This window comes from Brasilonema angustatum (genome assembly GCF_059505445.1).
Genome location: NZ_JCACKO010000033.1, coordinates 16280 through 42879 on the forward strand (window position 1 = coordinate 16280; position 26600 = coordinate 42879).

18 protein-coding genes and 1 tRNA gene are annotated in these 26600 nt (G+C 40.5%); 12 read left to right on the forward strand and 7 right to left on the reverse strand.

What is annotated here, in order from left to right; translation table 11 throughout:
• Positions 1–43: 43 nt before the first annotated feature.
• The 3 genes from AC5JM2_RS08245 to AC5JM2_RS08255 form a co-directional block, all read right to left on the reverse strand.
• Positions 44–5584: a beta-ketoacyl synthase N-terminal-like domain-containing protein gene (locus AC5JM2_RS08245; protein WP_495834411.1), complete on the reverse strand. Its 5541-nt coding sequence runs from the start codon at positions 5582–5584 to the stop codon at positions 44–46.
• 197 nt (positions 5585–5781) lie between these two features.
• On the reverse strand, positions 5782–6069 hold the full coding sequence (locus AC5JM2_RS08250; protein ID WP_495834412.1) for a hypothetical protein: 288 nt from the start codon (positions 6067–6069) through the stop codon (positions 5782–5784).
• A gap of 753 nt (positions 6070–6822) precedes the next feature.
• A complete protein-coding gene (locus AC5JM2_RS08255) occupies positions 6823–8184 on the reverse strand; it encodes a ParB/RepB/Spo0J family partition protein (protein ID WP_495834413.1) in 1362 nt (453 codons plus the stop codon).
• A gap of 1015 nt (positions 8185–9199) precedes the next feature.
• Between AC5JM2_RS08255 and AC5JM2_RS08260 the strand changes: the two genes are divergently transcribed.
• The 6 genes from AC5JM2_RS08260 to AC5JM2_RS08285 all read left to right on the forward strand — a co-directional run bounded on the left by AC5JM2_RS08260 (position 9200) and on the right by AC5JM2_RS08285 (position 16318).
• Positions 9200–10426, forward strand: a complete 1227-nt coding sequence (locus tag AC5JM2_RS08260; RefSeq protein ID WP_495834414.1) for an ABC exporter membrane fusion protein — start codon at positions 9200–9202, stop codon at positions 10424–10426.
• A 256-nt stretch (positions 10427–10682) separates the two neighbouring features.
• Positions 10683–11861 (forward strand): ABC transporter permease DevC, encoded by a 1179-nt coding sequence (devC, locus tag AC5JM2_RS08265; RefSeq protein WP_495834415.1) that lies wholly within the window; start codon positions 10683–10685, stop codon positions 11859–11861.
• 260 nt (positions 11862–12121) lie between these two features.
• The gene (locus AC5JM2_RS08270) at positions 12122–13126 is read left to right on the forward strand and encodes an NAD-dependent epimerase/dehydratase family protein (RefSeq protein WP_495834416.1); all 1005 of its coding nucleotides are present in this window, start codon (positions 12122–12124) and stop codon (positions 13124–13126) included.
• Between the two features lie 117 nt (positions 13127–13243).
• Complete coding sequence (locus AC5JM2_RS08275; protein WP_495834417.1) at positions 13244–14233, forward strand: glycosyltransferase family 2 protein; 990 nt, start codon at positions 13244–13246, stop codon at positions 14231–14233.
• Between the two features lie 261 nt (positions 14234–14494).
• Positions 14495–14962 (forward strand): DUF2141 domain-containing protein, encoded by a 468-nt coding sequence (locus tag AC5JM2_RS08280; RefSeq protein ID WP_495834418.1) that lies wholly within the window; start codon positions 14495–14497, stop codon positions 14960–14962.
• A 96-nt stretch (positions 14963–15058) separates the two neighbouring features.
• A complete protein-coding gene (locus AC5JM2_RS08285; protein ID WP_495834419.1) occupies positions 15059–16318 on the forward strand; it encodes a glycosyltransferase family 2 protein in 1260 nt (419 codons plus the stop codon).
• A 29-nt stretch (positions 16319–16347) separates the two neighbouring features.
• On the opposite strand, the gene AC5JM2_RS08290 is transcribed toward AC5JM2_RS08285, so the two are convergent.
• Both AC5JM2_RS08290 and AC5JM2_RS08295 read right to left on the reverse strand, forming a co-directional pair.
• A complete protein-coding gene (locus tag AC5JM2_RS08290; RefSeq protein ID WP_495834420.1) occupies positions 16348–17310 on the reverse strand; it encodes an NAD-dependent epimerase/dehydratase family protein in 963 nt (320 codons plus the stop codon).
• Between the two features lie 767 nt (positions 17311–18077).
• Positions 18078–18305: a hypothetical protein gene (locus tag AC5JM2_RS08295; RefSeq protein ID WP_495834421.1), complete on the reverse strand. Its 228-nt coding sequence runs from the start codon at positions 18303–18305 to the stop codon at positions 18078–18080.
• A gap of 41 nt (positions 18306–18346) precedes the next feature.
• Between AC5JM2_RS08295 and AC5JM2_RS08300 the strand changes: the two genes are divergently transcribed.
• A complete protein-coding gene (locus AC5JM2_RS08300) occupies positions 18347–19612 on the forward strand; it encodes a glycosyltransferase (protein WP_495834422.1) in 1266 nt (421 codons plus the stop codon).
• A gap of 392 nt (positions 19613–20004) precedes the next feature.
• On the opposite strand, the gene AC5JM2_RS08305 is transcribed toward AC5JM2_RS08300, so the two are convergent.
• Positions 20005–21279 carry a tetratricopeptide repeat protein gene (locus AC5JM2_RS08305; RefSeq protein WP_495834423.1) on the reverse strand — a complete coding sequence of 425 codons (1275 nt, stop codon included), beginning with the start codon at positions 21277–21279 and terminating at the stop codon, positions 20005–20007.
• Between the two features lie 393 nt (positions 21280–21672).
• Between AC5JM2_RS08305 and AC5JM2_RS08310 the strand changes: the two genes are divergently transcribed.
• The 5 genes from AC5JM2_RS08310 (at position 21673) to AC5JM2_RS08330 (ending at position 26187) form a co-directional block, all read left to right on the forward strand.
• Entirely contained in the window at positions 21673–22290 is a 618-nt protein-coding gene (locus AC5JM2_RS08310) for a chromophore lyase CpcT/CpeT (RefSeq protein ID WP_495834424.1), read from the forward strand.
• Positions 22291–22332: 42 nt separating this feature from the next.
• Positions 22333–22509, forward strand: coding sequence for a hypothetical protein (locus AC5JM2_RS08315; protein ID WP_495834425.1), 177 nt, complete (start codon positions 22333–22335; stop codon positions 22507–22509).
• Between the two features lie 40 nt (positions 22510–22549).
• Positions 22550–22621, forward strand: a tRNA-Cys gene (locus AC5JM2_RS08320).
• A 122-nt stretch (positions 22622–22743) separates the two neighbouring features.
• The gene (locus tag AC5JM2_RS08325) at positions 22744–23724 is read left to right on the forward strand and encodes a caspase family protein (RefSeq protein WP_495834426.1); all 981 of its coding nucleotides are present in this window, start codon (positions 22744–22746) and stop codon (positions 23722–23724) included.
• Positions 23725–23751: 27 nt separating this feature from the next.
• The gene (locus tag AC5JM2_RS08330; protein ID WP_495834427.1) at positions 23752–26187 is read left to right on the forward strand and encodes an NACHT domain-containing protein; all 2436 of its coding nucleotides are present in this window, start codon (positions 23752–23754) and stop codon (positions 26185–26187) included.
• A gap of 70 nt (positions 26188–26257) precedes the next feature.
• Here AC5JM2_RS08330 and AC5JM2_RS08335 read toward each other — a convergent pair whose 3' ends face one another.
• Positions 26258–26599, reverse strand: coding sequence for a DUF5615 family PIN-like protein (locus AC5JM2_RS08335; RefSeq protein WP_495834428.1), 342 nt, complete (start codon positions 26597–26599; stop codon positions 26258–26260).
• Between the last annotated feature and the right edge of the window lies 1 nt (position 26600).

Consider the following 26600-nt stretch of genomic DNA (forward strand, 5'->3'; position numbering starts at 1 on the left):
ACACTTGTTAATTCATCCCAACTTCCTCGTCTTTCCTATCTGATTAAATTTCGGGAGCACTAATCAAGGTGACTCTTTCGTGTGAATTGTAAGCTACTTCGGTAATATAACGATTGGGATCATGTAGCTCAGCAAAAATGTGCTGTGCTGACTGTTCTGCATCAATCTGAGGACTCAAGTCAATTGCTCGGCAAAACACCTGTTGCCATTCCCAGTTGAGAGTTTTAGTTAATCCAAATAAACCAGCACTGATGGGACAAAAGCTAACATTTTGTCCTAATCCAAAGGCTCCATCAAGACGAGTCACAGTGCAAAAACAATTACGTCCAGAATGTGCGGTTTCATTAAGGGATTTTTTCAGGTGTTTTGCTATGAGAAAGACGTGCTTAACAATTGCCTTTTCTTGTTCAAGATACGGAATTTTGCCGTTGTAGATGACTTCAAATAAGGGATTGAGATGGATGAAGGCATCAATTGAACCATATTGAGTGGAAATGGTGGCTAATTGTTGTTGCAGATGTTCCTCAGTTAAATCAACAAGATTTACGCGATTAACTCCTACAGGTAAAGGTGAGTGTTGTGGAACTAGAGATTGAGGAAAACTGAGAACAACGATTTTCCAGCCTTGTTCGGTGAGAAGTTGAGCCAATTTGGAAGTGGTGAGGGAGCCATCATCGGTGAGTAAACCGACGTGTCCCTCTGGTAATGTGAAATCTAGAAAATCTGGTTGAGGCAGAATTTTCAGTTTGACTTGACGACGCAGGGGATTGTTGTTTGAATTACCCGATGGGTTGGAGGACTTGTTCAGAGACTTTTTTTTTTCCGTACCAACTAACTTTTGCAGATACTCTACAATTTGACCGATGGTACGCAGTTCTCCCAGTTCTTCTACATTGGGTTTAGGCAAGTTGGGGTACATCTCCTGCATTGTCCCTAAGATTTCCACACGCTTAATGGAGTCAATCCCCAAGTCTGCCTCCATATCCATGTTCAAATCCAACATTTCCACGGGGTAACCTGTTTTTTCACTCGTGATTGCTAACAAGGTTGGACCGAGATCTGTCAAATCTGTGTCTGCTGCTTCTACTTCTTCTACTTCTTCACTAAGTGAGACACTTTCGTTGGTCACTAAAGTGGGGGAAGAAATGGGAAACTCAGGTGATAAGGTGACGGAAGAATTCTCAATCTCTACTTGATCCTGTATTTTTCCGTCCTCTTGTATAGAAATTGCAGTTTCTACAGCAATGGATTTCGCAGCAATGGATGGAGAAGCTGTCTTTTGCAAACATTCGACAATTTGACCAATCGTGCGTAGTTCTCCCAGTTCTTCCACGTTTGGTTTAGGCAAGTCTGGGTACATTTCTTGCATTGTTCCCAGGATTTCCACACGCTTGATGGAGTCAATCCCTAAGTCAGCCTCCATATCCATGTTGATATCCAACATCTCTACTGGGTAACCTGTTTTGTCACTGATGATTGCCAACAGGTTTGTACCCAAATCAGCTAGATTTACACTGATATCAGAAGTCGTTGTAGAAGGATCTGTGGGAAGGCTTTCTGTCGTGACTGCTACAGTTTCGGTGACTACAGGTGAGGAGATGGGGAGAGGGACAACGGATGGGGCATCAGATGTAACGGATAAGTTATTTGTCGGACTGAGTGAGAACTCATTCGTACTCACAAAATCCGTTGCTTTGTGTATCTGCGTTTGAGTGCCAATTTCTACAACTGAATGCAGCTGTGCTTCAGTTGCTGGTTTTTGATGAGTAGGAGGAACTGAACTGTCTTGTTTAATAGTTGTTGTATCTAAAGCAATGACACGTTCACGTTTTTTATTTGCGGCTGTTGTTTCGTCAAGGAACACCACAGGTTGAGTTCTTGGCACCTCAGCATTGACAACCTGTGCATACTCTTGCTGTATGAGTTGCAAAAAGTTTGTGGTGTATTCCACCTGAGTGTTGAGATATTGCTCGTGAACGCGTAGAGTTTCACCTTGTTGAGCGTGAAACTGCATCATACTACGCTCTAAGCTTTCCATAAGAACTGGCTTGATCTGTGCAGCTTCTTCAGAAGATTTGCTGTTGGCAAACAAAGAATTCTGCTGCTGCATCAGTTGGAAAAAGGTTTTGGCATATTCCATCTGATGGTTGAGGTAGTGTCCGTGAACTTGTAGACTCTCGCTTTGATTTTGCTGAAATTGTGTCAGGACGTATTCCAAGCTTGCTAAAACTTGTTGGTAATTCACGGGTTCATCTGGATTTGTTGGCATTTTCGGCTGTGGAATCGGTTGAGATGAAGCAGGAGGAGTGGGGGGAGTGGGGGGAGTAGGGGGAGTAGGGGAAGTTGGGGGAGTGGAGGGAGATGAGGAAGTAGAGGAAGATTCCAGGTTCTGAATTTTGAATTGTTCCGTTCCCTTATCCTCAATCTTCTCGCTGACGGGAAGTAGAGATTTATTTGTGTGTCCGTTACTTTCTGCAACCGTTAGTGTGGGAGTGGTGGTGATGGTGGTGAGTGTCGCTGAGAGTGACTTGGAGTCAATATGAGCATTATTTTCAGATGCGTTTGGAGGTAATTTGACTTTGTGTCCATCCTGCAAAGCTTGCTCAAATGCCATTTTTGTTTTTTCTGACACGTAGTTGATGCCATTTAAACGCACGTTCAACCCCTTGGTTTTCTCAGTTGCGGGTATAGGTTGTGGTAGTTGGTAGGGGTCGAGGTTTTTCAAAGACAAACCAGCTACGCGTAACTGGACAACGGCTTCGCGCACAGAGCGATCGCTATCTTTTTGGCTGCTGGGGTTCAAAGCGACGGTGAGGTGGGGGCGATCGCCTAAAATATCTTTCACCAAACCTGTGAGAATTTTCTTCGGACCGAATTCAACAAAGCAAGAACCACCACACGCATAAATATTTTCAATTTCCTGCTTAAACAGCACCGCATTAGACAGATGAGTTTCTAGAATTCTTTGAATATCTGTCGCTTCCTTGGGGTACTGCTTTCCTGTCACATTAGTGTAAACAGGTATTTTCGGATTTTGGAAACTGATACTCTTGATAGCTTGAGCAAAAGCTTTCTGAGCAAAAGCAATCAATGGTGTATGGAAAGCTGCTGACACAGGTAACAAAACGGCTGTACATCCTTGCTCTTGTAGAGTTTGCCGTACTTTGGCTATTTCCACCGCAGGTCCTGCTAACACCACTTGACGGGGAGAATTGAGATTCGCAATTGTCACCTGAGGGAAATGCTTGATAACTGCTTCCACCTTGCCTACTTCTTCTTTGACAGCCAACATAGCTCCCGCATCATAATCAGGATCTTGGGGAGCCGCCATTGCTTGGCCGCGAGCTTTTACCAACAAGCAGTAATCTTCTTCACTCAAAACACCCGCAGCCCACAAAGCTGTAAGTTCTCCAAAGCTGTGTCCTGCAACAAAATCTGCCTTAAATCCAGCTTGTTGCAGTATTTTATATAGCCCTGCACTCAACATCCCAATTGCTGGTTGAGCATATTCTGTACGCTGTAATGCAACAATTTGAGTATTTTTTTCCACTTCCTCAAATACAGGATGGGGAAAAACAATTTCCGACACTGGCTGTAAATTATCTTTGAGCAAAAGGCTATCCATGTAGCCGAAAAGACGCCGCAGGATGGGGAAATTCATCACCAATTCCCGACCCATATCCAAGTATTGAGAACCTTGTCCAGAGAATAAAGCAACGACTTTTCCACTCAACTCAAGACCATTCGAGCGGTAGTAAATTCCTTGGGGATGCTCCCATGAGGAATCTGACGCTCTGGTTTTGAGTAACTCAATACTGATTTGCAGCAATTTGCAAGCCTCAGCACAAGAAGCGGCAACAAATCCAACTCTGGCGGCGTTGAGAGGAATGTCTTTTGATTTAGACTCCTCCACAAGCTCCACATAATTTTTGTTACCCTCCTGAGATTGCAATTTACCCAAAGTCTCTTCACAGTTTGCTAATAACTGTGCAGGAGTTTGAGCAAACAGCAGCACTTCACTAGGAGTGTTGTGTATACGGTAGGCGCGTTCTTGTTCGGCTTCGTATTCTTCCAAGACAACGTGATAGTTTGTACCGCCAAAGCCAAAAGAACTGACACCCGCACGTCTTGGTGCTTCCCCTTCAGCACGAATCCAGGGTCTAGTTTCCGTATTTAAGTAAAATGCCGAATTTTGGATATTGAGTTTGGGGTTAGGTTCAGTAACGTTAATTGTCGGCGGTAGTATCTTGTGATGTAGCGCTAAAGCAGTTTTGATTAAGCTTGCAGCACCTGCAGCAGCTTTTGTGTGTCCGATTTGAGATTTCACACTACCAAGTGCAATGTACTGCTTGTGTGATTTTTCCCCAAAAAATTCTCTCAGTGACCCAAATTCGGTGGGGTCACCAGCCATTGTACCTGTACCGTGCGCCTCCATTAAAGTGATGGTTTCAGGTGAAAAACCTGCATCATCGTAAGCACGCTGTAAGGCTTTGACTTGTCCTTCTTGTCGGGGAGCATAAATGCTTTTATACCGTCCATCGCTGGAGGTGCCAATTCCTTTGATAACAGCGTAGATTTTATCGTTGTCTCGTACAGCGTCTTCTAAGCGCTTAAGGAGAACCATACCGATACCTTCACCTAGCATCATCCCATCAGACTTAGCGTCGAAGGGTTTGACATTATCGCTAGGAGAGACAGCAGGTGTTTTGCTGAAACACATATAAGCCATGATGGTGTTGTCAGTATCAACTCCACCAGTTAGCATCATGTCGCAGCGATGCTCAATGAGTTCGCTAATTGCCATTTTTAGAGCAGCTAATGAACTGGCACAAGCAGCATCAACAACGCAGTTTATTCCGCCTAAATTTAAACGGTTAGCAATTCTGCCAGCAACAACGTTACCTAACATCCCAGGGAAAGCATTCTCATCCCAGTTCACGTAAGCACTTTTAATTTTCTTGATAATTTTTTGTGTATCCTCATCGGATAAACCGCTACTTTTAAGCACCTTTTCCCAGACGGGATACTCCAACCTCGCGGCAAGTGGCAATCCCAATTGGTTTCCTGCGACACCTAAAATAACCCCAATCGTCTCGCGATTAAACTCGCGGGATGTATCATAGCCAGCATCTTCCATTGCTTCTTTTGCAATGACTAAACTTAAAAGTTGTGCCACATCCGTCACTTCTAAGATGCTGGGAGGAATCCCAAATTCCATTGGGTTAAAATCAACGTGTGGGATAAATCCACCTCTTTTACAATAGGTTTTTTCCTCTGGTGTTCTAGGATTGGGGTCATAGTATTCTTCTATGTTCCAGTGTGTCGATGGAACGTCAGTAATTCCGTCAATTTTATTAATAATATTTTGCCAGTACTCTCGTAAGTTTCGAGATTTTGCAAAAATAGAAGCCATACCAATGATGGCTATAGGATTATCTTGTAATTTTCTATTAATTTTGTTAACTGACAAGGATTTATCAGACATCATTTTTTTCTCCTCAATAGACTTATACACAGCCTTTTCAAAGTTATTGACCTGGGCTGACAATTCCGCCAAGGCAGTATCAATTGAATAAGCAGACATAGAACATAGACTCCGCCGTGAGTAGTGTGTTTTGTGTAGCTGCAGTAATTTCTGTGGCGAGTCAAAAAAGGACTATTTCCTATTTTCAGCAGCTATTCTATCTGCAAAAAGTAAAAGATTCAGTTCCAATCAACACCACATAAGAGATACAAAGTGTGGAGATTTTGGCAGTATCACAGCAATTTTTACTAAACATGCTATACAATGCCTGACTCCTGATGTTGTGGTAGTAGATCGATGACATTATTGAAACTTGTAAAATAGTCCTGTAGTGCGTTCGCTGCAGAACCTGTAAATTCCATCCATTCAGAAGGCGAGTGATTCTGAGGATTTTGAGAAATTGTTTCCGACTGAGACAATGTAAACTTGGGAGTAGCTATGAGGACAGAAACGCTTTTTTCTCCAGAGCTAGTTTGATGATTGAGTTTTACTGCGGCAACGTAGCTGGTGTTAATAACAACGTTCTCTATCTTGATAAATCCCATGGTCAGTTTCAACGTTCAAGATAATATATTCTATGGAGTCTGACAAACCAAATTTGACAAATCCGTTACCGAAAAAACACCCCTTTCAATCCGAATAAATGGGAAACATAAATCAAAAAGTACTCAGAACTGGCGCAGCCCGTTCTGCATTATGAGTTCTGGATTCTTCTTCAACAAATAATTGAATGAACACCAGGTGACAGCAGGCAGAGTGTTTTTGATTTGTTACTTTTCATTAACTCAATCATGTGCCTTATTACCTGGAAGCATGATAATTAATAAAAAGACTAGCATAAACTAAAAAAAATGAATAGTTCGTTTTTAGCAATTTGAAAATAAAAAATAGATTTTTTGCATACAGAAAGTTTTCCAAAAATTAAACAGTATAGGTGTTTACTATTGTTTAGTTTTTCTTAAGTTATTTATTAAGGTTTTCAGATAAAATTTGTTCTCATGAAACAAGTACTGTATTTTTTGTACATTCACGGGCGATTTAATAAATGCATACACTAACAGAATAGTTTGATAAGAACATGACAGTTATTGTAATTCTTAGCCGCCATTTCTATTAAGAGTCAAGGAAATCAACACCAGACTATTAAATCTTAGTGTTTGGAAGAGAAAGTTAATCTATGTAGTCCTCATAAGCATTTGCCCATCTGCAAGAATGAAAAGATTTTTTCCTTACTCGCTGACTTCCTCCTTCCTATTTTCAAGATAGGTTGGTTTGAAGTGAACCAAACCAACCCAACTTTATAGTTCAGATGATTCGGTTTTTGAAGCTGACTTACCAGTCCACTCTTGCCACCGCATGATTCCGCGACTGATCAATTCTGGATTCTCACCTCCAATAAAACAGGTACGTCCCATCCTCTCACAAGCAATCAGAATTTCACCGTGTCCCATAAATGGGGCTATGACAAAATTATTTGGATTTGTATACATATTTAGTAAGTAAGCGACTATTCCCTCCACTCCTTCTACATGAATTGGTATCTGTGGCTTGGATATTGATTGGCGTGAAAAAATACCTACATACAAATTACCAAGGACTAATTCGTACTGAAATGGCATAGATGTGCAACAGCAAAAGTTATAAATGTTGCCCTCGGAACGTAGCACAGCGACAATTCTAGCTTCATCTATTAAGTAATCATGATTCCAACTTGGGGAAAGGGTTGCAATCGCTAAAGCCGCATTACCAGGAAGCAGGTTTGTGAATTGTTTACTAGCAGTATCTCCACAATAAACGAGATGCTGTTGGTTGAGCATCCATTCGTCACCAACATTAACCCAAGGCTTGCCTTGGGTTAATGTTGGTTTTCCTGCTTGATGCTCCTCAACCAAAGATTTCGCTTTCTTTGCAGCCAACTTAGCTTCTCTGTTTGCCATAGCAATTTTAAAGGCTTGCAACTGTAACTCTTGTTGCCGAAGTCGCCATTGTGCCGCTATTTTAGCTTGCTGTTGGGCAAGTTGTTTGTCTGTTTTGGCCTGAGCTAACTCCAGAGCATGTTCTGCCTGTTCTGCTAAGGCACGTTCTTTACTCCCCGTTCTAGCTATCCTGAGCAGTTCAGTTTTTATATCGGCGATGGGCGTACCTTCTATTTTCTGTTTGACTTGTTGGTGAATATCTTTGGCTATCTGCTTATCGTGTTGCAAGCTACGCTCGCTATATCCAATTTCTTTGGCAAACTCTAAATTTGTTTTGGGAGGTGGTGAAATGATTTCACCACCTTTGAGGGTATGCTGATTATCCCCTGCTTTGGCCATGAGTCCGAGTCTGTCCAAAATTTTCTGGCGTTCCAAGAGCATTTCTGCTCGCTCTAGAGGTTTTAACTCATTGCGGATAAAGTTCTCGTCAATTTCCGCCAAACGCGCTTGATCAGCATCTTCGTAATCAACAACATTACACTCGATTTTTTCTAAACCAAGTAGCCGACAAGCTGTCAGACGGTGTAGCCCAGCAATCAAGTTCAGCTTTCGGTCTACTGTGATCGGGTTCAATAGACCATTAGCCTGAATTGATTCTTTCAACTCCTCAACGTTATCACCGTTGAGGGGACGGCGGTTATGACCTATTTTAATTTGGTGTATGGCTACTGACTTTATAGGCATAATTGCTGCTCTTTAGTGTTGTCAGCGAAAACACTAACAATAAGATATCGCTAGTTTATTTAATCAGTACTATCAAAAACAGAAATTTCATAATAACTTTGATTAAAATGTTTTATGTCTGTCCATTCTGCTGATAGTCATAGAAAGAAGAAAGTATAAATTTGATGGTGAATCGTAAATTTCACGGATTGCTCCAAAACACGGAAGAAAGCTATTGAACCAATTAATATTTTGGATTTCTGTTTGATTTTGGAGAATGACATCTGTATACTTATTCTCACTTCATTCTTAAACCTTTGTCCTTTATCATGATTGATTGCTCTCAGTACTGACTCGCTTAAAATTACGGAAGTTAATTGCCATCATAAAGTTCCCTGTTTTAGTATTTGAGTTATCTGCTTGGGCGTGAAAGGCAGAAGCTACAGCAACTTTCAGGTATATAGACTACGTTTTCAATAGAGAGGGAGTGAGAGAGTGAGAGAAGGAGAGATGTAGTGAAATCAATTGGAAAACGTTGTAGTGTTTTTCTTTTTTTGTAGTTTTGGCAACAACATTTTTTCTACATTCTGTTCTTTGAAACTTGAATAGAGTAAAAAAAATAAGATAAAACATATGCATTTGTGGTTGACAAGATAAAAGTTTTTTGCGAGTATGGAAGACAGGGTTTTGCAAATTAGATCTAACGTCGCTTCGTTTTACTTGAGACTGAGGTCTCTCAAATAGCATCTCTAGGTCTTTAAAGTCATTGATCCGATATTTCTATATTTTGATTGGATAAAATCGTGGATTTTGGTGTAACAATACAATCCATTTCACTATCGACATAGTTATTCTAGGTAGTTTTGTTCTAAGGAATTACGTAGAAGAGTTTCTAAAACTTCTTAAGACTTTTCCAGTCAAAAATATAAGAGCTACACAGGAAAAGTTCTCTTAAAAAATTTTCATATCCATTCACGGCAATCAACAGATATAGCTATTTAGACTAAGCTTCAACATGACACAATTGAGATGAAAGATGGCAACAGAAAAAGGAAGTCAGTTATACACGAAACCGACCTATCGGTGGCCAATTTTATTGGCAGCTCTTGTTGCTTCAGCAACCGGACTTGTATTATTTCATAACTTAGCAAGAAGATCCAACCTTCACACTCAGGCAGTAAAAGCGCCAAAGACAGCCCCAACGAGGATTGTCAGAGTTGCTGTGACTGCGTTGGGACGTTTGCAGCCTCAAGGTGAAGTTACTAGATTGTTTGCTCCTAGCTCACTCTCTGGTGTCCGAGTTGAAAAAATGTTGGTCAAAGAAGGAGATGAGGTTCGCAGTGGACAAGTTTTGGCTTTATTAGAAAACTATGCTCGGAGTAAAGCAGCTCTACAACAAGCTTCAGACAAAGTTCAAATTGCTCAAGCTCAACTGGCGCAAGTCAAAGCTGGAGCTAAAACAGGAGAGGTAGACGCTCAAAAAGCGGCGATCGCTCGTTTGGAATCACAATTAAAAGGAGATACGGCGACTAAGCGAGCGACAATTGCTCGTTTGCAGGCTGAATTAGAAAATGCTCAAACCGAAAACAATCGATATCAGCAACTCTACAACCAAGGTGCCATTTCTGCTTCCACAGCAGACAGCAAGCGTTTGCAACAACGGACAGTGCAACAGCAACTGACAGAAGCTCAAGCAGATCTTAATAGCACTGTCAACACAATCAACGACCAGTTCAGGGAGGCAAAAGCCAAACTGGGGAGTATCAAAGAAGTACGTGTTGTCGATGTTAAATTGGCAGATGTTCAAGTCCAAAGCGCTATCACTGCCGTCCAACAAGCAAAAGCAGACTACGATTTAACATATCTCAAATCTCCCATAGATGGAAGAATTTTGAAAATTCACGCCAAAACAGGAGAAGTGAACAGTAATGAAGGGATTATTGAGATAGGCAAAACATCTCAAATGTATGTGGTGGCAGAAGTTTATCAAACTGATATTAGCAAAGTCCGTATCGGTCAAAAAGCGACCATCACCAGCACTGCGTTCTCCAAAAAAATAAAAGGAACCGTAAGTGAAATTGGTTTGCAAGTTGACAGACAAAATATCCTCAGTGTCAATCCAGCAGCAGATACAGACCGCAGAATCATTCAGGTGAAAATCCGTATTGATGATCCAGCAGATAGTCAAAGAGTCGCAGGTTTAACCAATTTACAAGTGGATGTCGCCATTCACATTCAGTCAACAGTGAACAATCATCAGTGAACAGTGATAAGCTGTTGGATTTTTAACTTGCATATTGATCGTCTTGAGTGTTGACCGTTAACTGTTGAGTGTCAACTTAGGACAGTCAACAAACCTAACTATTAATTATGCAATTTAAATGTGTTTTAGCTTAGCTGATAACTGGAACTGATTTTTGGTAACTGATAACCCTTCGGGTTCGCAGTCGCCTACGGAGGGAGACCCTCCTGCAGCGCTGGCTCACTGATAACTGAGAAGTGTATTAAAGGCTGGAATAATGGCTGTTAAAATTCCTTTGGCATGGCTGCAACTCGTCCGAAACAAAGTTCGTTCTCTTGTGGCTGTTGCTGGTATTGGTTTTATTGTAATTTTGATGTTTATCCAACTTGGTTTCCAAGATGCTCTTTATACCAGCGCTACTCAAGTGCATCGACATCTCCAGGGTGATTTATTTTTAATCAGTTCTCAATACAAAGCATTAACAGCAAATCAAAGCTTTTTTCGGACTCGCTTGTATCAAGCTTTGGGGTTTAATGGTGTCGAGTCTGTCAGTTCTATGTATATAGGATTTGCCAAATTTAAAAATCCTGTCAACGGTCAAAAATACTCAATATATGTTATTGGGTTTGAGCCAGGAAAGCCTGTTATGAATCTGCCAGAAATTGAGGCAAACTTAGATAAAATTCAAATTCCTGATGTTGTGCTTTTTGATCGTAATTCTCGACCAGAATTTGGAAATATTCCTGAAAGATTTGAAAAAGAAAAGACAGAACAATTTATTGAGATTTTTCCTTTTAACTCATTATCTGGTTATAGAGTGAGAGTGGGTGGCTTGTTCAGCTTAGGTTCCTCCTTTGGGGTAGATGGAAATTTAATTGTCAGCGACTCTACCTTCTTGAGAATATTTCAAAATAGCCGTCCATCAGAAATGATAGATATAGGTGCAATAACCCTTAAGCCTGGTGTTAATCCACAAAATGTTCAACGAGAGTTACAAGCTAACTTACCTAATGATATCTTGGTTTTTACTCGTCAACAATTTATTGACTTTGAAAAAGAATATTGGGCTAACAGAACACCAATTGGTTTTATCCTGAATCTCATGTTATCAATGGCTTCTGTCGTTGGGATCGTCATTGTTTATCAAATTCTTTACAGTAATATTTCCAATCATTTAGTTGCTTATGCTACTTTAAAAGCCATAGGTTACGCGAACAATTATCTATTTCATGTTGTCTTTCAGCAGGCTATCATCTTGGCGGTTTTGGGTTACATACCTGGATTTTTCTTTTCTTTAGGTATATATAATTTTGCGATGCAAGCCACTAAATTACCAATAATGATGTCTGTAAACAATGGAATCATCGTTTTCATGTCAACAATATTAATGTGTATGATTTCTGGAGCACTAGCTATTAACCAGCTTCGCTCTACAGATCCAGCAGATATTTTCTAGCATTAGTCATTAGTTATTTTTCAATATACAGCGCTTTTGAGGTACGTGAGGTACACCAATTTCAGGGATAGTTTTTAAACTTTGAATTTGAATCGGTTGCTGTACCTCATAAACATCGAATCTGCTGTAAATGAACGCCACTTGCACTCCATGAGGGGAAACCCTCCAACAGAACGTAACGCGGTGGCTGCTAATGACGAAGAACAACTCCTTAAAAAGGACTCCAGTTTTTCATTACAATCCTCTATCCTTTATCCTCTATGAACCTCAACAACAAAACTCTCCTCATCACTGGAATTGGCGGATTTATTGGCTTGCGTGCTACAGAAGTAGCTATGGCGCAAGGGATAAAGGTTTGTGGATTACAAGATTCTTCAGATAAGAATAAAAAAGCACAAAACTTGGGTGCTAAGGTGATTTATGGCAGTGTCACTGATCCAACTGCTGCTGAAAAGGCATGTCTTGGAGTAGACATAGTTTTACACACAGATGAACTAGCTAAAGAAGGTGGTTCACTCGACCAATTTCGCCAGAGAAATGTTGAGGGAACAGTTAACATAGCTCAAGCGGCTAAAAATGCTGGTGTGAAAACTTTTGTTCATCTCTCAAGTGTTCTAGTCTACGGTTTTAACTATCCTGATCGCATCACAGAAGATGGACCATTACGTGGTGAAGATAATCCCTACTGTCAAACAAAAATAGAAGCTGAAAAAGCACTTTTAGAACTGAACGAGCCTGGCAATTTTGGCATCATGATTATTAGACCAGGAGATGTTTACGGACCTGGAAGTATTCCCTGGACAATTCGACCACTTATGATGATGAAGCAAAAATTATTTGCATATGCTAATGATGGGCGAGGAGTCATTAATCATGTCTACGTTGATAACCTGATTGATGCCATCTTTCTTGCTATCGAAAAAGAAGCATATGGGGAAATCTTCAATGTCACTGATGGACAAGAAACAACTTGGAAAGAATATTTTACACACTTAGCAGAGGTAGCAGGTTTAGCCGCACCCTTTTCTTTACCAAAAGATGAACTGAAATTATTTCTCAAATTGCGCTATCAAGGACAAAAACTTTTCCGCAAAGAAGCCGATCTTCTACCAGAAGTTGTAGATTTTATGACTCGCCCTTACGCGTATTCAATTGCGAAAGCACAAAACAGGTTAAATTATCAACCAACAATTGATTTAAAAGAGGGTATGCGGCTGACACAGGAATGGCTTAAAAAAACAGATCTTCAAAAATTTGTCCAATAAAGTTGTCGCGCGATACTTTACTTTTTACTCCAGACTCCAAACAACAAGAAGTTTCTCTATAAACTTCTTGTTAAGCAACAACTCTCATCTCTCACGGAATCTCTGCATCCTTTTTTTATGACCAACAACCAGCCAAGATTGAGCATTGGACTGCCTGTATACAATGGCGAGAAATTTTTAAAAGAAGCCATAGATTCACTTTTGGCTCAAACATTTGAAGATTTTGAGCTAATTATCTCAGATAATGCATCAACAGATAAGACTGAGGAAATTTGTAGAGCATACGCTATTAAAGATAAACGCATTCGTTACTACCGTAACGAAAAGAATATCGGCGGTGCCTGTAACTTCAACCGTGTATTTGAATTGTCTTCAGGTGAGTACTTCAAATGGGCTGCCCATGATGATCTGCATGCTCCAGATTTTTTGATGAAGTGCATTGAGGTACTTGACCAAGATCCTACCCTTATCTTGTGTCATTCCAAAACCTATTTCATTGACGAACACGGGAAATTTCTACAAAACTACGATATCCAACTCCAAACTGATTCACCAATACCACACGAGCGTTTTCATCAGCTTCTGGCTAAGCACCTCTGCTATCAAACTTACGGCGTGATACGCGCAAGCGCCCTCAGAAAGACACCACCTATAGGTAGTCACGGTGCTGCAGACGCCATTTTTTTGTTAAGACTTGGTCTGCTTGGACGGTTTTATGAAATTCCTGAATACCTATTCTTTGCTAGAAGCCATTCACAACAATCATTGAGTCTGTTCTTTCCACATCACTTGTCGTTTACTAACAATAATCCACAATACTCATTGAGTATGCTCCCTGATTTCTATGCGTATACAGTGTGGTTTGATTCTTCAAAAAAGGGGAAAATTCTGCTTCCACATTGGAGAATATTTTGGGAGTATTTGCTCTCGGTATGGTATGTTCCACTTAATTACTACGAGCGAATCTGTTGCTATATAAGTTTGCTGAAACAGCTAAAAGGGACAGAATATCTTTTGATAAAAGACCTGCTTATAGCTGCTCAAATGTTCTCGAAACGTTTGCAAATAAAATCAATACAAGAACAGGCAAGCTTTTTTGGTAATTAACTCTATTCCATTCTAATATCAAGTCTGTAACTGGCGATCGCCTACAGGCTTGATATTACAGACTCAAGACTTACGCCAAAATAACGTAGTTGCGTGATTGCGACGTCAGGAAGCAATCTCACAGTCTTCTTCTTTCGTAACTCGTGCGTAAGTCCCAAGACTAAAGCTATTTACTGTGCCACTCAAGTAGAAAAAGTGTTCTTGAGCTTTTTCTACATCTTAAAACAAAGGTAAAAGAACTTGTTGAGAACTGCATAGCTCATGCTTAAAATATCTCAAATCAACACTTTTTTTCTCGCTATCGTAGCAAGCATCAGTTTAATTAGAACAGTGAATGCAGAATCCACTGCAACACTCACTGTTGTAGTAAATGGGCTACATCACAAAAATGGTCAAGTTTGCCTAAGAGTATACTCCGGTGAAAAAGGATTTCCTGATAGTAATACCAGTGAAGTACAAAGTGGTTGCACTCAGATAACAGGAAGTTCTGTGAAGAAGCAGTTCTCAGGCTTGAAGCCAGGAACTTATGCTGTCGCCGTTGTTGATGACCAAAATGGAGACCACAAACTAAACAAAGACTTTTTCGGTATTCCAAAAGAAGGTTTTGGTATTTCCCAAAATCCTACTATATCAATATCAACGGGGACACCAAAGTTTCGCGATGCGAGTTTTCTGCTGAAAAAAAATACAACTATCAATATAGTCATGAAATATTCGCTCGATCCATAAAACGTCAAATTCCACTGAACAGTTATCAGTGATTTGAAGCTAATGCTGTTAACTGTTTACTGATAACTGTTCACTGAATAAAAAACTATACCAATTATGAAAGAGTTAGCGATTTTCCTGTCAAAGTCTTTACTGGGCTGGTTGGCTATTCAGGTATGTTTTACGGTTGTTTTTTTGTTGTACCTGCGCTTATCCCAGAAAAACTCATTACCAGACGAGCAGTTGCCCAAAACTGCGGTTATTCTCTGTTTACGCGGAGCTGATCCGTTTCTGACTCATTGCTTGCGATCGCTACTCAACCAAAACTACCCACAATATGATTTAAAGCTGATCGTTGATAGTCAAGAAGATCCCGCTTGGAAAATTGCTACTGATACCATCCGTGAGCAAAAAGCGACCAACGTCCAAATCAGCCCCTTGAGGATAGCGCGCCAAAATTGTAGTCTCAAATGCAGTTCCCTAGTGCAAGCTGTCTCGGAGTTGGACAATTCCTACAAAGTCGTTGCCCTAGTAGATGCTGATACAGTCGTCCATCCCAATTGGTTGCGTGAATTAGTCAGCCCTCTCGCCCATCCCAAAGTCGGGGCGACAACGGGTAATCGTTGGTACCTGCCGACAGGTAGATATTGGGGGTCTTTGGTGCGGTACGCAGGCAATGTATCTACAGTGGTGCAAATGTACTTGTTCCGAATTCCTTGGGGTGGGACTTTGGCTGTGAAAACAGAACTACTTCACCAAACAGAACTGCTAGATAAGTGGGGGCAAGCCTTCAACGAAGATACCATGATCCGCAAGGTCTTGGAAAAACATGGGATGCAAGTCAAGTTTGTGCCTTCTCTAATAATGCTCAATCGGGAAGAGTGCGAATTACCTAGCTTAAGATACTCGCTAATGCGCCAACTACTGTCTGCTCGGCTTTATCACCCTTTATGGTTGGCTGTAGTTAGTGATGTTGTTTCCAGTATACTGATGCCTACTCTCGTCATAGTGTTGTTTCTGGTGGCGTTGTTGAGCGGAGAATGGAATATTGCAGGTTTGTCGTTTGGCTGCTTTAGCATTTATACGGTGGGATTACTCCTAATGATGTTGGCATTGGAGCAAGGGGTACAGCAAGTGATTCGCAAACATGGTGAGCCGATGACAAAATTGTCAGCTCTAACAATAGTGAAAATGCTAATAGCGATTCCCTTGACACAGTGGGTTTATGGGTTAGCAATGGTATCATCCCTAGGGATGCGAAAAGTCAACTGGCGTGGCGTGACTTATCGAATCAAAAGTCCTTGGAACATCCGCCTAGTTGAATATCGCCCTTATCAGGTTTCAAATCGAGCTGATAATAGTAAGGTGTCTATATGACATCAGCTCATATTTCTTACAACTTGTTTCTATACCATCTCTAACAATCCCTCTTGTCGTGAAATCACTGGTGTATAACCCAGTTCCCGTCGTGCTTTGCTATCATCTACTGTGACTTGGGATCCGATCATAGACAACGCTGTTCGGGTGATTGAAGGTGAACCTTTAAGCTTTAACAACTCCCAAGCCCTCTCTAAACTCCATGCTAATGTCCAGGCTAACCAACGTGGTATGCTGAGTCTACCTGGTTCAACTCCTTGAGTACGTGCTAACTCTGTAATAAAGCTTCGGAATTCCACAGGCGAACCATCAGTAATGAAGTAAATTTCACCCCCCTTTCCTCGTTCTGCGACACAAATCAGCCCTTCACACAAGTTTTTTACGTGACAGGTAGAAGTCAGATAGCGACCTCCAGAAATCCAGGCAAACTCTCCATTGCGGATAGCTTTAACAAAGCGTGGTAACAATGTGGTGTCTCCTTTTCCCCACACAAAACGCGGACGAACCACTACTGTTGTGAGTTCAGGTGAGTTTGCTTCAATGACCTTTGTTTCTGCGATCGCTTTAGTCAGTGGATAAGGACCTAATGGTTTTACAGGACGAAGTCGAGTTTCATCAGCATTAATGATTGCTTTTCCTCCTATCAATACAGCTTCGCTACTCACATAAACAAGGCGTGATACACCTGTTTCCCTTGCTGCAGCAATGACTTGTTGTGTTCCATCTATATTCACTTTCTGGAACTCTTCTAAAACTCCCCAGTCATCTACCTTTGCAGCTGCATGAAAGACAACTGTACATCCTTCCATCCCAGACTTCAGTACCTCGAAGTCATTAATATCTCCAAAGATTGGAACAGCACCACAGGACTTGAGTATGTCAATTTCAGTCTCCCATTTTACCAGCGCCTGTACTTCAACTCCCTGTTGTACAAGAGTGGTTATTAGGTTGCGACCAACAAACCCCGATCCACCAGTCACAAACACACGCATCCGTTTGTCTCCTTAGTTTTACTACGTTTACTGTTCAAGCCTTTTTCAAAAAAACCATACAACTTGAACACAAGGAAAAAAAGCGTACTTTATAAGATGTACAAAATACGCAGAACATGTCTAAATTTCCCAGATTTTTCACTTAGCTTTTGATGAGTTTGTAATGGTATTTAAAGTGCTAGTTCACTTTTCAACATTGGGTAGGTAAGTGAAGCACCATAGTAGCTTCCTTTATCTTCTTTTAGAAGCTCTTCGGTGCTTAGAAATTTCTTCACCAGCCTACATTAACGCCCGTTGCAGTGAGTATGTGGAGTCGTCACTTTTTGCTTTATCTATCCTCTTAACACTTCGAGTACGAAATTTTACCAAACATTCCAAAACATATATACTTGCTAAAAATAAGGAGCAATAAACAACCGTATTCTAATTGATATGAGCCAGATTCACTCTAACATACAATTTCTTAATTTTTAGGAGATTTTATATATGATTTTAGTATGATTATCACTGAAAAAATACTACATCGACAACAAGCAATTTCTTTTTTTCTGTAACAGATGAACATTACCTAACTTTTGAGACAAACTCTAATTTGATAATTTTGTTGCAGATTCATCAGTTATCATTTGCAATAAAATATAAAATAGCAATCAATCAGCAAAAATTGAATTGACTCACAAGCAGTAAAATAGATAACCAAGGAAAATTGGTATTCCTGAAAAGGACTGGAAAGAAGATATCCAGAGTCACTGATGAGACTTTAACTTTCAAACAATATAAATAGCAGCCATCATGAACTGCAAACCACCGGATACATGAAAATTTATCTTCTTTTTTCTGTGTTCTGAGTTGGTGAGTTCTGAATTGATGAGTTCTATTTTCAAGTCAGGGTTAGTAAGAATAGAAAAATTTTTCTGCTTACTAAGAATCTCTCGCAATGCGTAAATCCTAAAGTGGTCTGGGCTATTGCTGAGAAGTGTACTTCTGTTGGACACCAGTTTTTAGCTTTCAAAAAAGACAAAAATACATAGAGATTATGAACAAGCAACCTCTTCGCATTGCGGTTTTTACAAGCTTGTATGCTCCTTTTTTATCAGGAGTTTCTGTAGCAGTACACCAGCGGGTTCGTTGGTTGTTACAGCAAGGACATGAAGTCTTTCTTATTCACCCTCAAATCAACGACCAGTATCCCAAATCTGTGAGCAATCGTCCCATGCCAGGGATAGAAGAGTTAAAGGCTTTCCCTAATTTTTCTGACTACGCATTTCCCACACAGCCGTTGATATTTTACAAGTCTCTTCCGCAACCATTACACTATCGGCATTGGAGTGATACTAAGTTATTAGAAAAGTTCCAGCCTGATATTATAGTCGTTGAAGAAGCGGCACAAATCAGAGGATTTTACTCACTTTATTTACAAGGTTACGGTCGTGCGATTGGGAGTGAATACGCAAAGCGAACAGGTACCCCGATAATATCTCTCTTTCATACAGATATTGTTGCCTATATCGAATATTACTTAGGAAATCAGTTTTTCAGCCTGATTCGTCCGATCATTCCCTTTTTGATTAAGCAGTTCAGTGAGATTTATGATGTCAGTCTCTTTCCTTCGCGAGAACAGCTTGCTAAGTACGAACAGATGAAATGCCAACGTAGTGAATATCTCTCTTTCCAAGGAGTTGATTGTCAAAAATTTAATCCGGCAAACATCTGTTATAACCCTATTCCTAACGATGATCGACCAACTCTTCTTTTTGTTGGACGCATTACCGCAGAAAAGAATGTTACCCAACTTCTAGACGCATATCCACTGATCGCGGCCAAAATTCCTGATGTGCATTTGGTCATTATTGGAAGTGGTCCTTACGATGCCGAAGTCCGCAAGCGTGCTGAAGAGTTTAAATCAGGTGTGACTGTATGGGGTGAGTCCCACGGAACAGAACTTTTAGGCTGGTATGCTCGTGCAGATGTTTTTGTCAATCCCTCACTAACTGAAAACTTCTGCACATCAAATAACGAAGCGCTAGCTTCTGGAACGCCTGTTGTCGCTGCTATTGCACCCTCAACCTCAGAGCAAATCAAACCCGGTTTTAACGGCTTGTTAGCCCAACCAAATAACTCAACTGATTTTGCTGACAAGGTGATTTCAATTCTTGAAAATCCTGACCTCAAGAAAGAAATGTCTCAACACGCTCGCTTCTCTATACTTGAATTTGATTGGTCAGTCTGTATGGAGAAGTTTGAGAATAAACTTTATGAGCTTGTTGGAGTACATAAACACTCAGAGGCAAAAGTTGTGTAAGCAATAAGAGCAAACAGAGATTAACTCATCTCCCGGCTATGAAATTTTCACTCCGTTTAATTTCATAAAAAGCCGGGAGATTTCGAGTCATTAGTCATTAGTCATTAGTCTTTAGTCATTAGTAGCTGAGGAGCGAAAAATAGTCATTAATTATACTAATGACTAGTGACCAGTGACTAATGACCAAGACGGGGCAAGGAGACAATTCCTCCCCGTTTTAGAAAAAGCGGGGATTCCTTGCCTCGTCTTCTTGAGGAGATGGGGTGAGTGAAGGAATGAGGGAGTGGGGGAGTGTGGGACAAAAGTTATTGAGCATTAACTTTTCTCTCCCTCTTTTCTTCTTTCTCTCTCTCTCCCTCTTTCCCTCTCTCCCTCTTTCCCTCCCTCCTTCTCTACCGCGAAGTTTGCCCAGATATTTTTTGAATTTGCTGGGTGAAGTATGTTTGATCAGAGTTTAATTGTTGTGCGATCGCAAGACCTTTTTGAAAAGCTGTTAATGCTTGTGGATAGTCTTTGCGTTGCAAATGAATTTGCCCAATTTGATCATAAGCACTCATTAAACCGTAAAAGTTGACGGCTTGCTCCTGTGCCTGTACAAGAATTTGGCTGGCTTGCAAAGCCTCTTCTACTTGTCCTTGAGAACGATACAGTGGAATTAACTTTTGCAAAACTTCACTAGCACGAATATATTGCTGTGATTGCCAAGCTATGGTGTATGCTTCTTTGTAATTCTTGAAAGCTTCTTGTAGGAAGCTGGGGTTTTCTCGTGCCAAAGATTCGTAGTCTGAGCCAATAGATTGCTTTAATGTTGCTAACTCCACAGGGTTGTTTTGGCGTTGGTAGATTTCTGCTAGCTTATTACGTATCTTTATTGATTGCTCTGGTTGTTTTAATTGCTTGTAAATGTAAGCAAGTTGTTGTAAATATGATATTTCGTTGGCAGAATCGTTTTTAGAGTCACCAAAAGTGAGCAATTTCTCATAAGTCGCTGCTGCTGATACGTAATCAAACCAACTTAAATGTAATTCTCCAATCGTCTTTAGGGTGTCTACTTCTGCTGCAGTATCTCCTTGCTGTCGTACGGCTGTCAAAACTTGGTCATAAACTTGCAGCGCCTCTTTAGGCGATCGCACTTGTTGGTAAGCTTGACCTATGGCTCGCAACAGTTGTAGATCTATCGTGTTTTCTATTGTGTTTTGGGCGATCGTGTTTTGGGATTTTGTTTTTTGGGGTTGCGCCTGTTTTTGAATAGCTTGCAATCGCTGTGTGATGTACTGCACTTCTTGGCGATTGTTTTCTCTCCAAGCAATTTCACCCACTCGCGACAGTGCTTGCACCTCAGCTAATGAACCCAAAAAGCGACGCAAGCGCAACTCTCGATTCCAGATATCGAATGCTGTTATCTTGTCTGCTGCTTGTAGTGCCGCTGTAGCTTGCTGATTGAGCTTATCTAGCGCCGCCTGCAAATTTTGACTTTCTTCCAAGGTCAGCGGCTGCTTATCTTTTGGTGAACGTGGTAGTAGTGGGTCAGGTGTGGTAATCTCTAGCGGATTCGGGGGAAATTTATCTGGCTGTTGAGGCTTTGTGCTCGCTGCTAATGTTAGCGAATTGCAAAACAGACAGAATGTAGCAGTCGCAGTAATGGTAACACTTAAGCGTCGTAGCATAGACATTTTACCTTTTCGTCGGATCACAAAGGGACAAGGCGTTAACAATTCAAAATTCGCTCATTCAAAATTCAAAACTCAAAATTCAAAACCACCGTTCGCGCAGCGTGCCCGTAAGCGCAAAGCGCACACTTCGTGAACGCGCAGCGTGTCCGTAAGGACTTAGGGCATAGTTCTGATCCCCAGAAGCCAGCGATCAGACTTCTCTCAAAATTTGCAATCTTCCTCTACCTGACGAGAGTCAGCAAAAAAATTCTCCTGAGAAAACAGTCAACTACAAGCTATACAATACTTTCTAATACAATTTATATTTATCCAGCTACACACTGGTAGCTTTAAATACCAAGTAGCTTGGTTGACCCAATTCAAAATCTGGAATTCAAGATTGGTATAATGACTCATTCTACTGATATTGCCACGTTAGCCCGTTGGATGGCAGCAGATTTTAGCAATCAAGAACAAGCTATAGAAAACCCACCTTTTTATGCCCACATCCGTGTTTGTATGCGTCCTGTGTTTTTGGGGTTATCATCAGGCGTGAGTTTGTTTCTTGAACAAGCTTATGACTACATGATCAATGACCCCTATCGTTTGCGGGTGTTGAACTTGATAAACGCAGAAAACCATATTATTTTGGAAAACTATACTGTCAAAGAAGAACAACGGTTCTACGGTGCATCCCGTAACCTTGAGCGCTTGAAAACTCTCAGCGCCGACGATGTGGAAATAATGCCAGGCTGCAACATGATTGTAGAGTGGACGGGTCACAGCTTCAAAGGCAAGGTAGAGCCGGGAAAAGGTTGTATCGTGTTTCGCAATAATAAAAAGACTTATCTTGACAATGAATTTGAAGTCAATGAACAAAAATTGATTAGCCTTGACCGAGGACGCGATATAGAAACCGATGAGCATGCTTGGGGGTCGATCGCTGGACCATTTTACTTTTTCCGTCGGGCTAATTTTGCAGATGAGGTGAAACTCACTCAAGAGTCGCAGAGTTCTAACTCTTGAGTGAGTGCAAAAGCACCTTTGAATAAAGGTTAGTGTTGAGTTTTGAGTTTGGAACAACATCCAATCACTTGGAACTTAGCACTTGGACATTCCTGTGATATCCTAGTTGCTGCCAAATTCACGCTGACTCTAACTTTCACACCAAAGGTTGTAATTGGTCATGAGTTAAACTATAATGGATTAGCACTTCAAGATATAGCTATTCAAAAGCTCATATAAAAAGCAGTGCAATTTGTCAAGTGCAAATAAGCGCACAAGCGGCGACATAGCCAAGTGGTAAGGCAGAGGTCTGCAAAACCTTTATCCCCCGGTTCAAATCCGGGTGTCGCCTTTAATAAAAGTTTAAACTTCAGGGCTTTCAAGCCCTTTTTTAGTCGAAGTTTTTGGGTAAGTCTCAGTAGTTTTTGAAACTTATTGATGGTATTGAGTTGATGGTATTGAGGATAAATATTTATGAGTGATACATTTACTCACGGTTATGCTTTGTTAATTGGTGTTGGTGAGTCTGCTTATAGTCCGTTATCTTTGCCAGTAACCGTCAAAGATACTCAGACCATTTATGCTGCTTTAATTGATCCTGAACTGTGTGCGTATCCCGATGATAAAGAGCATATCCGAGTGCTGAATAATCAGCAAACAACACAGCAAGGCATCTTGGATGGTTTGAATTGGCTAAAGGAAAAAGCAAACACAGATCCAAGTGCGACTGTATTTATTTATTACTCCGGACATGGCTGGTTGGAAGAGGCTAATAAGAGCTACTATCTCCTGCAACATGACATTGATCCCTTTGACTTAGCGGGATCGGCACTAGCAGCTGAAACTTTTACTAATGCATTGCGACAAATTCAAGCTGAGCGTTTGCTGGTTATTATTGATAGCTGTCATGCAGCAGGTATGGCAACCTCTAAAGAAGGTAAAATCACCCCTACTCTAAACCTTCCAAAAGGTTTTGTAGAAATTGCTCCTTCCAAAGGCTTAATTGATGAATTGAAACAAGGTAAAGGCAGAGTTGTTTTTACATCATCAGAGGGAGAGCAATACTCTTGGATCAAAGATGACTCAAACAGTATTTATACATATCATTTTCTTGAAGCTTTGCAGGGTGCAGCAAATAAACCTGGTGACACAGAAGTTAAAGTTTCTAACTTAATGAATCACCTCAGCAAAGCTGTGCCTGAAAGTGCGTCGCAGTTATATGGTGCAGAACAAACTCCTCACTTCGACATGGATGCAGGAGATTTTGTGATTGCTAAACTTAGAGGTGGTAAAGGTTTACCTGCTAAAGGATGGGAGGAAGTTCAGCCTCAAGCTACTCAAAAAATTAACCAAATAGCTCAAAATATTCAGCAGTATGGAAGATACATCACCAACATCAATGAAGTTCGTGATGTCCAAAACTTCCATATTGGTGATGTTGTTCATAACAATTAATTGCTGAAATCTATAGCAGAATTATAAATGGCGATTGAGGATGAAATAAGCTCTATTTTGGATCGTGTTGCCAGACATCAACACACTGAAGCGGATATTACATATTTGCTTCAGTTATCTAAGAATGTTGGTAACGATCGCGATCTGGTGCAGCTAGGTAAGAATATTGTTAATATTGGACACCTACACGGAGGGGAATTTCAGATTGGCGATCGCATTTATCAGGGTGCTGATGCAGAAGCCATAAAAGAAGCATTGCGTTTGGTTTTGCAAGAAAAGCAAAAAGCTCAACGTCCTCGCAATGAGAAACAATTGCTGCAAGAAGTGAAAACGGAAGTTGTTACCCGACTTAAACAATCCTTGCATAATGCAGTTTTGATAAATTTGGGGAAGGAAGCGCAACCTGAACAAGTAAAGTGTCCTTATAGTCCAGATATAAAAACATGGCATAACAAGCGCGAACCGATTCCCAATAACCGAAGTATTTTAGAAGTTTTTGAGCAGGAAGAAATAGCGGGTAAATTGCTAATCTTGGGTAATCCTGGTGCTGGCAAAACTACTACAATGCTAGATTTAGCGAAAGCTTTGATAGCACGAGCCGAACAAGATGCTGATTATCCAATTCCAGTGCTGTTTAATCTCTCGACTTGGAAGGATGATAAGCAGTCGATCCGTGAGTGGCTAGTTGCAGAGCTTAAATCGAAATACGGGGTGCGGAAAGATATTGCTGCAAAGTGGGTAGATGATACCAAGTTATTACCGATGCTGGATGGGCTGGATGAATTGGAATCAGTGCGTCAAGAACCTTGTGTGCAGAAGATTAACGAATTTTTGCAAAGCGAATGGCGATCGCACTCTTTGGTGGTGTGTAGTCGTCTAGAAGAGTATGAGAAAGTTGTGCGAGGACAATGGCAACAAGATGTTGCGCAGGAGTCAGAAGAAATATCACCGAGGCAGGGGATACGCTTACATCTGAATGAAGCCATTCGGCTACAACCGCTTACAGATGAAGAGATTCAAGCATATTTAACACGGCTAAACCAAATAGAACTCTGGAAAACGCTTTTACTAGATTTAGAGCTATTAAATTTGGTGAGAACACCTCTATTTTTGTCAGTTTTAGGATTGATTTCGTTTCAGGAAACACAGTTTCTTCAAGATTGGAAAACACTCACTTCGAGCGAAGAACGTCTAAAATTCCTCCTTGATGCTTACTGGGAACATGCTATAAAAAGAGAGCTTGTGACTCCACAGAAAAATTCTCCTAGTATAAAAAAAACTCGAAAATGGTTGGTGTTTTTGGCACAACAGTTGCAAAGTGAATCACAAACAGAGTTTCTCATAGAGGAAATGCAACCTCAGATCATTGGCAAAAAACTTTATCAATGGCAATACTGGTTTCTACTTTTCACTATTGCTATATTTTGTACAGGAATCATTGTCAGAACTAGTTTGCTACCCTATTTTCAGCCACCTAGTAGTTTAGGAATTTTCTGGCTTATTCTAATCTTAGGTTTAGCTCCTGGTTTCATGCTTGCAACAGAGTCTAAAGCTGACGGAGCGCGACTAATACTTTACCCTTGGGTTAGCCTCTTTTGTTGGCTGTTTAAACGTGATTTACCAACAGAGTTTAGGCAATATATACCTATAATACACAAAATTTCTCTTTCTCACAGATTACGTGTAAGGATTCCGTCATTTCAGGAAATAGAAAGAGATGTTTTATTCCCATTAAGGTTTATCTCATCATTATTTTCCTTAATTTACTTGATGCCAATAATATTATTAATGCACCCACTACATATATTGCTAGGAGACGTAATTTATAGTTTTGGCTTTAAAAGAGTCGGTATTTTACTAAGAAAAAGCGCCAAGAAAGTAACCCGTAATACCAATTTAGCCATGAAAGAAGATGGTGAATCCAAGTCGCCCTATCTTCATTATGATTTCCTCTTTTTATTGACAATTGAGTATGTGAAATTCATTGGAATAAAAAGAACTTTTTTACTAAAGATATTTTATTTTTTAGACTTAATTGTATCGATACCACCCTGCATATTTATCACTCCATTTTTATTGATTAGTGTATGTTTATTTGCTCAAATAGAAAACTCAGACAAACCCAATCAAGGTTTTCATGAAGAATTAAAAACCGCATTATTTATTGGTATTATTCATATTTCCTATACTTGTTTTTTGATGTATTTTAAGATTAAACCAACAATATTGTCTCAAACGATTTCTCTTATTCTTGGTTTCTCACTAAGCTTTGCTTGCTTATCTCTAATCAAGCATCTTTCTCTTCGTACTATTCTCTGGTGTCATAGATACATCCCCTGGAACTATGCCCGCTTCCTCGACTACTGCACCGAACGCCTTCTACTCCAGCGCGTTGGTGGACGCTATCGCTTTATCCACAAACTCTTTCAAGAGCACTTTGCCGCCATGCCCTTGGAAAAATAGCCTATATATACTTTATAAAAAATAAGACTCACTTAACTCTCTATTTTATGTGTTTTTACAGAAATATTTTTTAACTGACTGGACGTACCACACGAATTAGTTTTGCTTTCAACGATTCTTCTGCTGTCACAGCCTCATGTATCCGTGTGGCAAACTGCTCCCAATTACGATTGTTGGTACAAACAATAATGCCGAAGTGGTTATCATCACGACGATGCAAACGGATAAAATCATCTCTGTTGATAGTTAATATTGAGCGTTCTTGACTTATGGCAAATGCCAGCACATCCTCATCAGGTATACCTTGATCTGCATTTCCTGCTTCTTGAACTGTCAAAACATCATGCCCCAAACTACGTAATAATTCCACAACTGGAAACGGAAACTGCTCATCTGCGTAAAATCGTGCCATC